Raw genomic sequence first — 12,247 nt, 5'->3', positions numbered from 1 at the left:
AGCTCGTCGCTACGCGTGCTTGTGCTTATCCCGCGAGGGGCACATGTCGGAAGTACTGCATTACACCGCAGACGATACCATCGGTCCTTCCAGGAAGGCTCTGCCAAAACGATGCGGCTAGCGACAAAGGAACGGTGAAAAGACATACGAATATATTTTCGTCGAGATCATAAATTACTTGCTCAACAGCAGGGTCTAGCTCTTCCCCGGTAGTAGTTTCCCAGAGGGTGGTACTGATGCCTTGCTCGAAACGCATACCAACTGTAGGTATGAATGGAAGCTCTAGCTCGCGACTGTATCCGCCTTCGGTTACTCCATGGCGAACAACACGAACTGCTAACAGGATCTTGTACATATTTTCTTCCTTGATGAGGCCCGACCTGGTTGCTGACGCTGGTTTGAAAAAGCCCGGCGGGGTAGACCTAGTCTTTGTTTATTTGAAGTTACGCTCGTAAAGCAGTTCACTGCACCGACGTGCGACGCTTAGAAAGAACCAGGCGCTCACTGCGAGGCCGCCCAAGAAGACGAAAGCCAAAATGGCTTTCAGCGGTAGGCCGTGGTCGCGAGTCAGAGCTAGCAGATCAGGTGTTGTTGTACTGACAACCCATAAGTAAAAGCTACCAACCAGAAAGCTCGGGGCGCCTATGAAGGCAAGCGCCCAGTCGTTGAGCTCTGCCCAGGTCTTCTTTTTCTTCCGGTTGCTCCATGCAGCTTTGACAAAATTCATAAAGGCTACAGAGCGCTTCCGAGAGATCTTGCAGGACATCTAACCCTCCCACTCTCACGAACCCCGCCCATGCGGGGCTTTCGTGCTTGAGCATAAATGGTATTCTCCAAGAAAACATGGAGAGTTGTTATGCGCTTGATTTCACTTCTGCTTCTGTCGTTATTTTTAGTTACTGGCTGCGCCTCAAAACCGACCCCTGAGCAAATACAGGCGGCTGATTATGGAGCCTCTGTGTATCAGGAGGACGCCGAGAAAGCAGTGAAAAATTTCTTTGGCATTTATCTGAAAGACCCCGACTCAGCTCGATACAGCTTTGGCACGGTATACAGGGGGTACATGGTAGGCAGCGTTTTTGAAGGCAGGAAAATTGAGGCAGGATTTCTCTTGGATGTGACGGTCAATGCAAAAAATAGTTACGGTGGATACGTTGGCGCCAAGCCTTATAAGTTTCTCATCCGGAATGACAAGCTAGTCGGCGGGTGGGAGATCGGCTCAAGCGGTATACCAATCAGAATCCGGTAAGCCAATTTTGTCTTTGTATCATTTTTCGAGAGGTAATCATGCGGATACTGATTGGGGGGGGCGTTGGCGCTGTTGGCAGGGTGCTCGACACCATCTGACTTTATGTTAGGAAATCCAGTCAGCACCCACATTTCTACGAAAAGCCCCAAGGATATCGCGCTCTGTGTGTATCCGGCATGGCAGGACTACAGGTCCACATCTGTGATGAGCGAGACCCAAAATGGGTATCGGATTGTTGCTGGAACTGATTCTGGTCAAACCGATGATGTTTTGAATATTGAGCTTGCTCAGCAGGGAGAGGGGAGCATCGTCAAGCTCTATCAGAGAGCTTCCTGGTCACAGATTGGTCGAGGCGGTCCTATCACCTCGCTGAACAGGTGTTTGTGAATGCCGAATACTCAAGCCGCCTACGGGCGGTTTTTTATTGTCTGGAGAAAATATGCCTGCTGAAAAGATGCAAACCGTCCTGCTGTCTGGTTCCCTGGCCAAGCTGTTTGGCCGCCGGCACAGAATGATTACCCGAGGAGGCTTGCGGGACATCATAGGGTATTTCAAGCAGTTCCCAGGATTCGAGAAACACATGACGGAAAGCTCCAGCAAGGGGCTGCGTTATGCGATCTTCAACGGCAAGGAGAATCTCTCAGAGAGTGATCTCGAAAAACCTACTGGACGTGATGTAATCCGAGTCGTCCCTGTGATCGTTGGGTCAAAACGGGCGGGCCTATTGCAGACAATTGTGGGGGTTGTGCTGATCGCTGCTTCATACATCACTGGCGGTGCAACATTGGCCCCTGGTCTCGCCTTGGTCGCCGGCGGCGTGATCCAGATGCTCAGCCCGCAAGCCAAGGGCTTGGGCACCCAGGACAGCCCCAACAACCGACCCAGCTACAGCTTCAACGGTGCCGTGAACACCAGCGTCCAGGGCAACCCTGTCCCGTTGCTCTACGGTCGGATGATCGTTGGGAGCGCGGTGATCAGCGCCGGGATCTACTCCGAAGACCAGATGTAAAGCGAATCCGCCACCAGGCCCGCCAAGCGCGGGTATTTTTTTGCCTGAAGGAAAGCCATGAACCAGCAAATTACCGGCAGCAAGGGTGGCGAGTCGAAGCCGCGGCCGTCCGTTGAGGCCCCCGACAGTCTGCAGAGTACCGCCTATGCGCGGATCCTAGACCTGGTGAGCGAAGGCGAGATCCAGGGTCTGGTCGCGGGTGAGCGCTCGGTCTACCTGGACGAAACCCCGCTGGCCAATGCCGACGGCACCCGAAACTTCAGCGGCGTCACCTTGGACGCCCGCACCGGCAGCCATGATCAGTTGCATATCCCGGGCTTTCCGGCGGTCGAGAGCGAGATCGCGGTGGGTGTTGAGCTGAAGCATGGCCAGCCCTGGGTTCGCGCTGTGCAGAACCTGCAGCTGTCGGCTGTGCGCGTGCGCTTGTCCACTCCGCGCCTGGCCCAGACCAACACCAGCAACGGCGACACTAATGGCTACACCGTGCAGTACAAGATCGAGGTTTCCACCGACGGCGGGCCCTATGTGCAGGTGCTGGCCTCGGCGTTCAGCGGCAAGACCTCGACGAAGTACGAGCGCTCGCACCGTGTCGACCTGCCTCCGGCGAGCAGCAACTGGCAGATTCGCGTCACTCGCCTGACGCCGAACAGCACCAGCAGCGTGATCGCCGACACCACAAACATCGATGCCATCACCGAGGTCATCGACGCGAAGCTGCGTTATCCGGGTTCCGCTGTCGTCGGACTGCAGTTCGACGCCTCGCAGTTCCAGGCGATCCCCACCCGGTCCTTCGACCTGCGTGGCCGAATCATTCGCGTGCCGAGCAACTACGACCCAGAAAGTCGGTTGTACTCCGGCATCTGGGATGGTTCGTTCAAGTTAGCCTGGACTGATAACCCGGCCTGGATCTTCTACGACCTGCTGCTGCACTTCCGGTATGGCCTGGGCCATCTGTTGAACGAGGGGCAGGTCGACCGCTGGGAGCTGTACCGCATTGGTCAGTATTGCGACCAGCCGGTGCCGGACGGGAAGGGCGGGCTGGAGCCGCGGTTCACCTGCAACCTGTTCTTGCAGACCCGCTCCAACGCCCTGGACGTGCTGCAGGACCTGGCCACGACCTTTCGAGGCATGTCCTACTGGGCCGCCGGCTCGGTCATGGCTATTGCTGACATACCCGAGGACCCGGTTTACACCTATTCGAACGCCAACGTGATCGACGGTAAGTTTGGCTATTTCGGCTCGGCGAAGAAGACCCGCTATACCGTGGCCCTGGTGAGCTGGAACGACCCGGCCGACTTCTACCGGCAGAAGGTCGAGTATGTCGACGACCAGGCCGGGATCACCCGCTACGGCATCCAGCAGACCGAGATCACAGCCACCGGCTGTACCTCCCAGGCCCAGGCCCAACGCATCGGCAAGTGGGCGCTGCTGACCAACCGCCTGGAAACCGAAAGCGTGGGGTTCTCCGTGGGCCTGGATGGCACCCTGGCGCGCCCCGGGCAGATCATCCGCATCGCAGACAACGATCGGGCAGGGCGGCGCATTGGCGGGCGCTTGCGCTCGTCCACGCTCGACACCCTGATACTGGATGCCGACGTGAAGGCATACCCAGGTGACACGATCACCGTGATCATGCCCACGGGCACGGCGGTATCACGCAAGATCAAGTCGGTCGGGTATCCGCTGACATGGGATCAGAACGGGATCACCTGGGACAACGGTCGCGTCACCTTCGACACCACTGGCTTTCCGTCCGACGTCCAGCAGGTCGTGCTGGCCCAGAACCTGGACGATCTGCCGCCTCAGCATTCGATGTGGGCGATTGACTCGACCACCCTGGCCACGCAGCTGTTTCGCGTGATGTCAGTTGCTGAAGACTTCTCAGACTCGGAGATCAAGTTCACGATCAGCGCAGTACGCCACAACGCCAGTAAATACGGCGCAATCGACAACGGCACGCGCATCGAGCGGCCGCCGGTGACCGTGATCCCGCCGAGCGTCCAGCGTCCCCCGTCGAACGTGACGGTGAGCAATGACCACTTCGTCGACCAGGGCAGCGCGGTCAGTGTCATGACGATTGAGTGGGAGAAGCCAGAAGCGGCGATCGCCTACGAGGTCTACTGGCGAAAGAACGATGGCGACTGGATCTTTGCCGGCCGCACGGGCACTACGTCCATCGATGTGAGCGGAATCTATGCGGGGCGGTATGTGGCCAAGGTGCGGGCCATCAACTCGCTGGACATTGGGTCGGTGTTCGCGACCTCTGTCGAGACCGTGCTGAACGGCAAGACCACGCCGCCGCCGGTGCCGTCGTCCTTCACCGCAGAGTCGATTGTGTTCGGCATCAAGTTGGCCTGGGGCATTCCGGCAGGAGTTACCACCGCGGACCTGCAGCGAACCGAGATCTGGTACAGCGAAACAAGCCAGGTAGCGACGGCGACAAAGTTCGGCGACTACGCCTATCCGCAAACCGACCTGACGATCATGGGCCTGGCCGCGGGCGTGCGGTTCTTCTTCTGGGCCCGGCTGGTGGATCGCATCGGCAACGTCGGCGCGTTCTACGGGCCGGTGATGGGTCAGTCCTCCGCCGATGCAGGTGTGATCCTTGAGTACCTGAACGACCAGATCACAGAGACGCAGTTAAGTCAGCACCTCCTGGAAAAGATCGACTCGGGTGGCGGTGCGCAGGTTGAAATCGAGACCCTGAAAAGCGAGCTCGCGGCCATGTACTCGATCAAGACCCAGCTCACGGTCGACAACAAGCCATACCTAGCCGGCATTGGTGTTGGCGTGGAGAACAACGAAGGGATCATCACTAGCCAGGTGCTCATCGCCGCAAGCCGATTTGCAATTGTCGACCCGAACGCTGCGGAGATTTATTACCCGTTCGTTGTTCAAAACAATGCTGCCTACATCGACACCGCGTTCATCAAGAACGGCTCAATCGACATGCTCAAAATCGGCAGCAACTTGCAGTCGAACAACTATGTGCCTGACGTTTCTGGCTGGGCATTTCGACCCGATGGGACCTTTCAAATGATGGGCAATACCCCCGGAGGAGCAAGGCTCATGATCAACAACAAAGGGCTGTATGTGTTCCATCCGAACGGCGTCAAAGCCATCGACTTGAGTGTGGATGCGACATGACGGTCGGGCTGATAACGCGTGATGCAAGCGGCAACATCACAACCAACATGACTAGAAATCTGAGCCAGGGGGCTGGCTCGGTCATCACCAACCGCAGCAATGGGTCGATCCCCATTTCGCTGCCGGCCGGTAGATCGTACTTCTACGTTGTTCAGCCGCTGGAAGACTCGCAGCGCACAGCGGGCAAGAAGCCTGGCGTCACGATTACGCAGAACAGGCTCGAATGGGGGTACGTGATACCGGGCGGCTTTGCGATGAACTGCGAAATTTTCTATGGGTACTACTGATGAACACCGCACTCATAGTCCGCGACGAGAGCGGCAATGTTCTCTATGACACGTCGAAGTCGATCTACGGCCTGATCAAGAGCGGGCCCGTCACCTATCACGGTAGATGGCAAAGGCTTCAATCAGGCGGAGGGTGGAGCGTCTTCTACGACAACATCTACAAGTTCGAAGTTGAAGGCGCGATCAGCCCGCTTGTATTCGTCACCGGCGCGAGCAACAGGCCGTTTCAGTCAAAGGAGGGCAGCAAGACGGTGTTCTACTTTGCCGGCGAGGTAGCCAGCATCAAGGTTTACTGCTTTGACATCATGCGGCCAATCTTTACCGGTCCGGCGCTCAAGACGCGAAAGGAAGGCGGAGGGTTCACGTTCAACAGCCTGCAGCGACCGCTGAACGTCATCGGGACATCGACCCCGCCGGGCCCGGTGACCTTCCCTAATGGAATGCAAGTGCCGTTCTCTGGTGGGGCTACTGGAGTGCTCATACCGCAGCCAATAGGCTCAACGCTTGGCGGGGTTCTGTGGGCTTACTACACGGTAAGTCTTGACCAGACCAAAACATATGCAGCCCACATACCATGGGACCGCGGCTGCGGCTTTGTGAGCCAGCTCGGCAGCAGTACTGTCTTCAGAGGTGCTGTACATGAGGGCTGCTACGGTCAGCAAGGGTCAATTGTGCACTGCATGTGGAACTCGCCGGAGACCACATATGACGGTGTTTACAGCACGACTCCCCAGGGGTTCATGTCGCTGCTTTCAGATCGCATGCCTTCTTGCTCCTACATAGACACTGCTGAATACCCGTACCCCTTCAATCCACAGCTGTAACTCATAAATCTGTAGAGGCCCGCCAAGTGCGGGCATTTTTTTGCCTGGAGTTTGAGCATGAATATTCAAAATGCCCGCGGCGTCCGCAACCGCAACCCTGGAAACATCGACTACAACCCACGCAACCAGTGGGAGGGCCAGCTCGGCAAGGAGCCGAACGGCCGGTTCGCTGTCTTCGACACCGCCGAGAACGGCATCCGTGCCCTGGGCAAGCTACTGCTTAACTACCGCGGCAAGGACGGCATGCCCGGGGTTGGCGGGCCCGGCATCGATACGCCACGCGAGTTCATCACCCGCTGGGCGCCCGGGAACGAGAACGACACCGAGGCGTACATCGCCGCAATCGCCAAGCGCCTGGGCGTGAAGGCGAACGATGCGATCGACATCAAGAACCCGGCGACCCTGCGCGCCGTGATGCTCGGGATCATCGTGCACGAAAACGGCGGCAACCCTTACTCGAGCGAGGTATTCGAGGAAGGCCTGCGCAGGGCCCTGAAGTGAGCGCCGGTGCCTGGCGGGTGGTTGGCATTCTGCTGGCCGTCGTCCTGGTGTTGGCCGCCGGCGCCGCCCTGGGGGCCTGGCTGGCTTCCAGGCATTACCGGCCGCTGCTCGACACCGCCCAGGAGGCTCTGGCAACGGCAAAGGCTGGCCGCAACAACCTGGAGGCCCTGGCGGGGGAGCAGGGCCGAAAGCTGGGCGACCTGGTGCTGGCTGGCCAGGAGCGCGAGCGCCGCGCTGTCCAGGCCCAGGCTGACGCCGAGGAGCTGGCCCAGCACGACTACTCCGCTGCAAATCGCCTGCTGCAGGAGCGCACTGGTGGTGATCCGGCGCCAGCGGTGGAATCGATCATTGATCAGGAGTTGGGGTTATGAAGTGGTTACTGGCGGGAGCTGTGGTGCTACTGGCAGGGTGTGCGGCGCGGGAGCCCGAGGTACGCACCGTGCGAGTGGAGGTGCCCGTGCAAGTGCCGTGCAGGGCGCCTAATATCTCCGTACCGGCTTGGGCCGCCGCCGGCCTGCGCAAGGACGACAGTCTGGAGACGAAGGTGAGGGCGCTTCTGGCAGAGCGAAGACAGAGAATCGGATTTGAGAGGCAGTTGATGGCTGCAGTAGGCTCATGTCAATGAATGCTGTTTGAGTCAGGTCCCATGATTGAATGCGTGATGGCGTCGTGCTATTTATTGGATCCACTTTAAGAGGGGGGTTCCAATGTCTGTTCGCTTCATTACCCAGTCGCCCGCAGGCCTTCTCAAATTGTTTGATCAGCGCATCGGACAGACCGAGCGTGAGGGCTCAATTACAACGTGGAGGAAGACCCCAAGCGGTAACTTTACTCATGTTGCCGAACGTTGGGGGGCTAAGGCTTATTTTAAGCCGCGCACCGACATTGAGGGCCGCCTTGTGTTCAATATCATTCCTCCGGCCGGGGAGCGTATTGAGCCAGAGGTCTACTCCTACTATCACGCGCACCTTATCGAGACGTTCCTAAATCATTTTCCGAATCACTTTTCTCGTGGTGAGGCTACTTCCAAGCCTACCAAATGTGACAATCTCGTTTCTAAAACTGCAAAATAGTATGCAGCTGACAATCCGTTGCCAGTGATTCATCAGTCACTGGTTCGTCACCCTACCGGATCAATCAGTTCGGGTCCTTGATTGCGTACGTTGCCTACGGAAGCTCTAACCCTGCACCACTCGAAGGCCTCGGCGGACTCGCCCTGGTGTAGGACCATCTGTTCGGCGCGTTCCTTCGCTGTAGCTGGGTCGAGCCACTCTCGGGCCAGCTCCGGCGCCAGGACAACAGGCCGCCGGTCGTGAATGTCGACCATGCCGCCCTGGGCGTCGGCGGTGATGATCACAAAGCCGTCGTGCTCGCCTTGACCTTCGTCTGGATCCGGTAGCTGTCCGATTGAAGCGCAGAGGATAGGAGAGCCGTCGCGGTGCCGGATCAGGTAGGGCTGTTTCTTCGGTCCTCCTTCGTCTACCCACTCGAACCAGTTGTCGATCGGGCATATGGCCCGGTGCGGCCAGATCTGGCGGAAGAACGGCCCGTGAGCCACTTTCTCGACCCTGGCATTGACCGGCGCGGCGCGGTCGGTGGCCCAGTGCGGTCGCCACCCCCAGCGCACGGCGTCAGCGTGTAACTTGTCGTCGGCGACGTGGAGGAGGGCAAGCTGCATCGTCGGCGCTGCGTTGTAGCGCCCCAGGGGCTGATCACCGACGTTATTGATCAGGGCCCCGGACATGCTCAGGGCTGCGACGAAGTCGTGGATGCCGTGGTATTGCGCAAGTCGTCCGCACATAGACGTTTCTCCCTGCAGAGGAGAAAGCATAGCTCCGTCTGTCGGCATCAATTCACTTGCATGCCAAGTGGTGAAATACTGTTCGTATATACAGCCTTTTGGCGTGATCCCCCCCCATGAATTTTCTAATCGTTCGCCGCAGGGAGCGTGGCGTAGCAATACCTTCAGAAAGGCTGAGCAAGATCCAGCCTGTCAAAGGAGACATCCATATTCTGGAGAGCCACAGCCAGGCGCTGGGGCGACCTTGTGTTCAGGCTTGGATATTCAAAAGCGATCCAGGCCCGGATGTGTTTCCGCGACTGCTCGATGCAAAGGTCAACGGCATGGCGCAGCTTGGGATGAACATCAATGGCGTTGAGGAGGTCGACGGAGCTCTATATGCGCAATCGTGGTGGTGTCGCGTTGAGTAGCAATTGGGGGGGGGTGTGTTTGGCAGGACGCCGGGGAGGGATTATGCGTTATCGGCATAATGTGGCGAGAAATGGGATGCGCCATTCCGCTTTCGTTAAAGTCGTGAGAGCTATTTTTCTGCATCTTTTTTGGGCCGCAACAATTCATAACTATCTGAAAACATTGCGATAAATTGCGCAAAAATTTACAAGATTGCGGACCGGAAAATGACGTGAAAGCCGCAGCCAGCTTGATTTTATATTGGGACTTAAAATCCCCCGCTCGTAAGGGCGTGCCGGTTCGATTCCGGCTTCGGGCACCATCTATTTCAAGGGCTTGCACGGTTTTTTTGAGTGAGCCTTATCCTGAACTGCTCCGCAATTTCAAATACTGCTCCGCAATTTACTTTGTAGGCGTGACCTTTTTGCCTATCCGTTTGCGGATGTAGTTCTCTGTCATCACCACCGTGGTGTGCCCGAGCTGATCTCTTACTTGCAATATGTCGCCACTGGATTCCGCTTTGTCGGTGCTGGCCTTCGCTCGCAAATCTCGCATCTGAAAATCAGCTTTTTCAACTCCTGCCGCCTCGCGCGCTGCATCAAACCTTCCCCGCAGCATACTGGTGGTCATTGGTTGGCCATTGTCCATCACAATCAGCCTGCTGGTGCGAATGGCCATCCCGGCCTTCCTGGCCAGTATTCGGTCAATCACCACCTTCAACTCACCGGTGATCTCGATCCTCCTTTTTGCGCCAGTCTTGCCCTGGTGAACAGCCAGGCGGTTATCCCGGATAGGCACTGCGCTGCTTGCCTGACCGCACCTTGGCCACATACTCGCGCCGGGCCTGGGTAAGTTTGGCCAGAAGCGTTTCGTAGGCGTACATCGCTATTTGCTGACCTGGGTTTATCCCGACGTACATTTCGCATTCAACTACCCGACTGGTAGCGGTGCACCAGCGCCGGCGAGAGAAGGACCTGACGCTGAAGGCTTCGCCAATAACCGACCCGAGATTTCGGTCCCAGGTTGGCCGCCGCTTGGCCCTGGACATCTCCGATTCGACTTCCCCTACATCACTGAGGCGCACATCCATTTCGGTCAGGCGGTACTCGCGCATCAGTGACTGCGCTTGGCGCATGGCCGTGGCCGCCTCGTTCTCGTTCGAGCTTTGGGAGAGCGCCAGGCAGCGCTTGATCTTGCGGATGACCCGTTCGAGCTTGCTTTCGTCTTGCTGTTGTTCGGTCATGTTGTGGCTCCTGCAGGCATGCGCCGCCCTCGCCCGGGTGGCGTGATTCGTAGAAGTGGGGTATTTGTGTTCGGCCCGACATTGAGCCGGAACGAGGAGATTCAGATGGCGGACTCGCCTTGGGATATGTGGTCGGCTATCGGCACCATGGCCGCTGTTGCTGTCGCCCTGGGTGTTTCTGGGCACGCGGCTTACGCAAACCGGAGGGCCGATAAGGATCGCTCTGAATTGGTCGCCGCTAGAATGTTGAGTCCAATCACGGAATTGGAGCGAAAAGTATCTTATCTCTTTGCCTGGTTTTGTATCGATGATGCAGAGCCAGCTGAAGGATATATGAACATCCTAAGGGCCATACAAGAGCTCGATATAATGGCCAGAGACATCTCCATTGATGACCTGTACCCGTTGCTTCACTTGAAAAGTCATGCCGCCAAGAGAACAGCAAGAGCGTTGGGGCTCATTCAGAGCTTTTCGGCTGACGCCGGCGCGATGATCTCACATCACACGTGGAGCGATGTTTCACAGCATAAAATTCATTTTAAGCGGTGGGCTGTAATGCTTTCTGAGATCAAAGACCACCTCGCTATCGCTGTATTGGCGTGTGAGGTTGCGGCCTCTACTGGCGCGCCGCGGCCAACTACAGAAGAAATACAAAGGTAGCAGGTGCTACTCCCGTGCTGGCGGGATGGTGGCAATTTGGGGTGGGATGGGGTATTACGAGAGACTGGAATGGAGCCGGATTAGCTAGCATGGTGGAGCGAATGGAATTAAACGAATTTCTCGAGAAAAACAGAATTACCCAAGAGGACTGGATAGCGGCAGATATCGAATGGGAACAGTTGCTTTCGATATTTTCTGATCACTCCGTGCGAATTCGTCAGCTAGAGGATACGGCTAATTTTTTTGTAAAAAGCATGCAGTCATTTGAGGGGGTTCACTCGGTTCGCTGGCGGGTTAAAGATCCAGAACATCTAATTGAGAAAATTGTTCGCAAACGGTCTGAGCCTAACGCCTCCGAAAAATATAAAAGCATTAGTGTAGAGAACTATCATGAGGTTGTTACTGATTTAATTGGTGTTAGAGCGCTTCATTTGTTTAAAGATGACTGCCTACCTATTCACAGTCAAATCAAGAAAATGTGGGAGTTTAATGAGGCTGCTGTCTCTTACATTCGAGAGGGGGATAGATCAGAGCTCATTGAGGCTCTTGAGCAGAATGAGATTGCCGCTAAGGTACATCCCGCCGGATATAGATCAGTCCATTACGTATTGAAAACTAAGCCAGGTCTTCGTGAGGTCCTCGTTGAGGTGCAAGTGAGAACGGTTTTTGAGGAGGCCTGGAGTGAAATTGATCATACAGTTAGATATCCAAATTTTTCAGATAACAAGCAACTAGTAGATGTTTTAAAAATATTTAATCGGCTTGCTGGTAGTGCAGATGAAATGGGTGGGTTTATAAAGAGTCTAAGTAATGAATTTGATGAGATCGATGAGCGAATTGTAAAGGCTGATTTAGATAGAGATAAAGCATTGGGGGAAATGCAAAAGCTAGTATCGCAGTTAGCTTCTGCCCAGCAATTGAATAGTGAGGCCGCTGATCAAGTTAACCTTCTTCAAAAAGAGTTGGATAATGTAAAGGACGCTATTAGGTCTGGATCGGAAGATGTTTTTGCTACAGAGTCTCACCGATATTATGTATCGTCAGATGGAAAAAAATATAGATTAAAGAGCACGTCAAGCATCCCTCGAATATTAAGAAGTAATCGCATTGTACCGAAGGCTGGTATGTAAGAGCAG

General features: G+C 56.0%; 15 protein-coding genes and 2 pseudogenes. 12 read left to right on the top strand and 5 right to left on the bottom strand.

Annotated elements, in window-relative coordinates; all coding sequences use genetic code 11:
• Positions 1–25: 25 nt before the first annotated feature.
• A complete protein-coding gene (locus POS17_RS16945; protein ID WP_060839643.1) occupies positions 26–355 on the bottom strand; it encodes a hypothetical protein in 330 nt (109 codons plus the stop codon).
• Between the two features lie 78 nt (positions 356–433).
• Positions 434–766 (bottom strand): hypothetical protein, encoded by a 333-nt coding sequence (locus POS17_RS16940; RefSeq protein ID WP_060839642.1) that lies wholly within the window; start codon positions 764–766, stop codon positions 434–436.
• A gap of 90 nt (positions 767–856) precedes the next feature.
• Here POS17_RS16940 and POS17_RS16935 point away from each other — a divergent pair, with 90 nt between their 5' ends.
• The 9 genes from POS17_RS16935 (at position 857) to POS17_RS31750 (ending at position 8,090) form a co-directional block, all read left to right on the top strand.
• Positions 857–1,249: a hypothetical protein gene (locus POS17_RS16935; protein WP_060839641.1), complete on the top strand. Its 393-nt coding sequence runs from the start codon at positions 857–859 to the stop codon at positions 1,247–1,249.
• Between the two features lie 439 nt (positions 1,250–1,688).
• On the top strand, positions 1,689–2,258 hold the full coding sequence (locus tag POS17_RS16930) for a tail assembly protein (RefSeq protein WP_060839640.1): 570 nt from the start codon (positions 1,689–1,691) through the stop codon (positions 2,256–2,258).
• 57 nt (positions 2,259–2,315) lie between these two features.
• Positions 2,316–5,405 carry a host specificity protein J gene (locus POS17_RS16925; protein WP_060839639.1) on the top strand — a complete coding sequence of 1,030 codons (3,090 nt, stop codon included), beginning with the start codon at positions 2,316–2,318 and terminating at the stop codon, positions 5,403–5,405.
• Entirely contained in the window at positions 5,402–5,692 is a 291-nt protein-coding gene (locus tag POS17_RS16920) for a hypothetical protein (protein WP_060839638.1), read from the top strand. The genes POS17_RS16925 and POS17_RS16920 overlap by 4 nt, the downstream gene beginning before the upstream one ends.
• On the top strand, positions 5,692–6,516 hold the full coding sequence (locus tag POS17_RS16915; RefSeq protein ID WP_060839637.1) for a hypothetical protein: 825 nt from the start codon (positions 5,692–5,694) through the stop codon (positions 6,514–6,516). Before POS17_RS16920 ends, POS17_RS16915 begins: the two co-directional genes overlap by 1 nt.
• Positions 6,517–6,573: 57 nt before the next feature.
• Positions 6,574–7,017: a structural protein P5 gene (locus POS17_RS16910; RefSeq protein ID WP_060839636.1), complete on the top strand. Its 444-nt coding sequence runs from the start codon at positions 6,574–6,576 to the stop codon at positions 7,015–7,017.
• Positions 7,014–7,388: a hypothetical protein gene (locus POS17_RS16905; protein ID WP_060839635.1), complete on the top strand. Its 375-nt coding sequence runs from the start codon at positions 7,014–7,016 to the stop codon at positions 7,386–7,388. Before POS17_RS16910 ends, POS17_RS16905 begins: the two co-directional genes overlap by 4 nt.
• A complete protein-coding gene (locus POS17_RS32325; protein WP_060839634.1) occupies positions 7,385–7,642 on the top strand; it encodes a hypothetical protein in 258 nt (85 codons plus the stop codon). Before POS17_RS16905 ends, POS17_RS32325 begins: the two co-directional genes overlap by 4 nt.
• A gap of 82 nt (positions 7,643–7,724) precedes the next feature.
• Positions 7,725–8,090: a hypothetical protein gene (locus tag POS17_RS31750; RefSeq protein ID WP_148654968.1), complete on the top strand. Its 366-nt coding sequence runs from the start codon at positions 7,725–7,727 to the stop codon at positions 8,088–8,090.
• Between the two features lie 47 nt (positions 8,091–8,137).
• Here the strand turns inward: POS17_RS31750 and POS17_RS16895 are convergent, their stop codons facing one another.
• Positions 8,138–8,818, bottom strand: a complete 681-nt coding sequence (locus tag POS17_RS16895) for an SOS response-associated peptidase family protein (RefSeq protein WP_060839633.1) — start codon at positions 8,816–8,818, stop codon at positions 8,138–8,140.
• Between the two features lie 116 nt (positions 8,819–8,934).
• Between POS17_RS16895 and POS17_RS16890 the strand changes: the two genes are divergently transcribed.
• Positions 8,935–9,228 (top strand): hypothetical protein, encoded by a 294-nt coding sequence (locus tag POS17_RS16890; protein WP_060839632.1) that lies wholly within the window; start codon positions 8,935–8,937, stop codon positions 9,226–9,228.
• A 382-nt stretch (positions 9,229–9,610) separates the two neighbouring features.
• Here POS17_RS16890 and POS17_RS16885 read toward each other — a convergent pair.
• Positions 9,611–10,000, bottom strand: a pseudogene (locus POS17_RS16885) (tyrosine-type recombinase/integrase); the annotation flags it as partial.
• A pseudogene (locus tag POS17_RS16880) lies at positions 9,999–10,451 on the bottom strand (DUF2786 domain-containing protein); the annotation flags it as partial. The pseudogenes POS17_RS16880 and POS17_RS16885, both read right to left, overlap by 2 nt.
• Before the next feature lie 105 nt (positions 10,452–10,556).
• Between POS17_RS16880 and POS17_RS16875 the strand changes: the two are divergent.
• Positions 10,557–11,111 carry a hypothetical protein gene (locus tag POS17_RS16875; protein ID WP_060839631.1) on the top strand — a complete coding sequence of 185 codons (555 nt, stop codon included), beginning with the start codon at positions 10,557–10,559 and terminating at the stop codon, positions 11,109–11,111.
• A 101-nt stretch (positions 11,112–11,212) separates the two neighbouring features.
• Positions 11,213–12,241 (top strand): RelA/SpoT domain-containing protein, encoded by a 1,029-nt coding sequence (locus POS17_RS31055; RefSeq protein ID WP_159426424.1) that lies wholly within the window; start codon positions 11,213–11,215, stop codon positions 12,239–12,241.
• Positions 12,242–12,247: the final 6 nt, after the last annotated feature.

The sequence above is a fragment of the Pseudomonas sp. Os17 genome (assembly GCF_001547895.1).
Taxonomy (GTDB): Bacteria; Pseudomonadota; Gammaproteobacteria; order Pseudomonadales; family Pseudomonadaceae; genus Aquipseudomonas.
Note: the sequence above shows the minus strand (reverse complement) of the source record. Positions and strands in the feature narration are given on the sequence as shown.

Coding starts and splice junctions, on each gene's coding strand:
- POS17_RS16945 (WP_060839643.1), bottom strand. CDS start 355: ATGTACAAGATCCTGTTAGCAGTTCGTGTTGTTCGCCATGGAGTAACC.
- POS17_RS16940 (WP_060839642.1), bottom strand. CDS start 766: ATGTCCTGCAAGATCTCTCGGAAGCGCTCTGTAGCCTTTATGAATTTT.
- POS17_RS16935 (WP_060839641.1), top strand. CDS start 857: ATGCGCTTGATTTCACTTCTGCTTCTGTCGTTATTTTTAGTTACTGGC.
- POS17_RS16930 (WP_060839640.1), top strand. CDS start 1,689: ATGCCTGCTGAAAAGATGCAAACCGTCCTGCTGTCTGGTTCCCTGGCC.
- POS17_RS16925 (WP_060839639.1), top strand. CDS start 2,316: ATGAACCAGCAAATTACCGGCAGCAAGGGTGGCGAGTCGAAGCCGCGG.
- POS17_RS16920 (WP_060839638.1), top strand. CDS start 5,402: ATGACGGTCGGGCTGATAACGCGTGATGCAAGCGGCAACATCACAACC.
- POS17_RS16915 (WP_060839637.1), top strand. CDS start 5,692: ATGAACACCGCACTCATAGTCCGCGACGAGAGCGGCAATGTTCTCTAT.
- POS17_RS16910 (WP_060839636.1), top strand. CDS start 6,574: ATGAATATTCAAAATGCCCGCGGCGTCCGCAACCGCAACCCTGGAAAC.
- POS17_RS32325 (WP_060839634.1), top strand. CDS start 7,385: ATGAAGTGGTTACTGGCGGGAGCTGTGGTGCTACTGGCAGGGTGTGCG.
- POS17_RS31750 (WP_148654968.1), top strand. CDS start 7,725: ATGTCTGTTCGCTTCATTACCCAGTCGCCCGCAGGCCTTCTCAAATTG.
- POS17_RS16895 (WP_060839633.1), bottom strand. CDS start 8,818: ATGTGCGGACGACTTGCGCAATACCACGGCATCCACGACTTCGTCGCA.
- POS17_RS16890 (WP_060839632.1), top strand. CDS start 8,935: ATGAATTTTCTAATCGTTCGCCGCAGGGAGCGTGGCGTAGCAATACCT.
- POS17_RS16875 (WP_060839631.1), top strand. CDS start 10,557: ATGGCGGACTCGCCTTGGGATATGTGGTCGGCTATCGGCACCATGGCC.
- POS17_RS31055 (WP_159426424.1), top strand. CDS start 11,213: ATGGAATTAAACGAATTTCTCGAGAAAAACAGAATTACCCAAGAGGAC.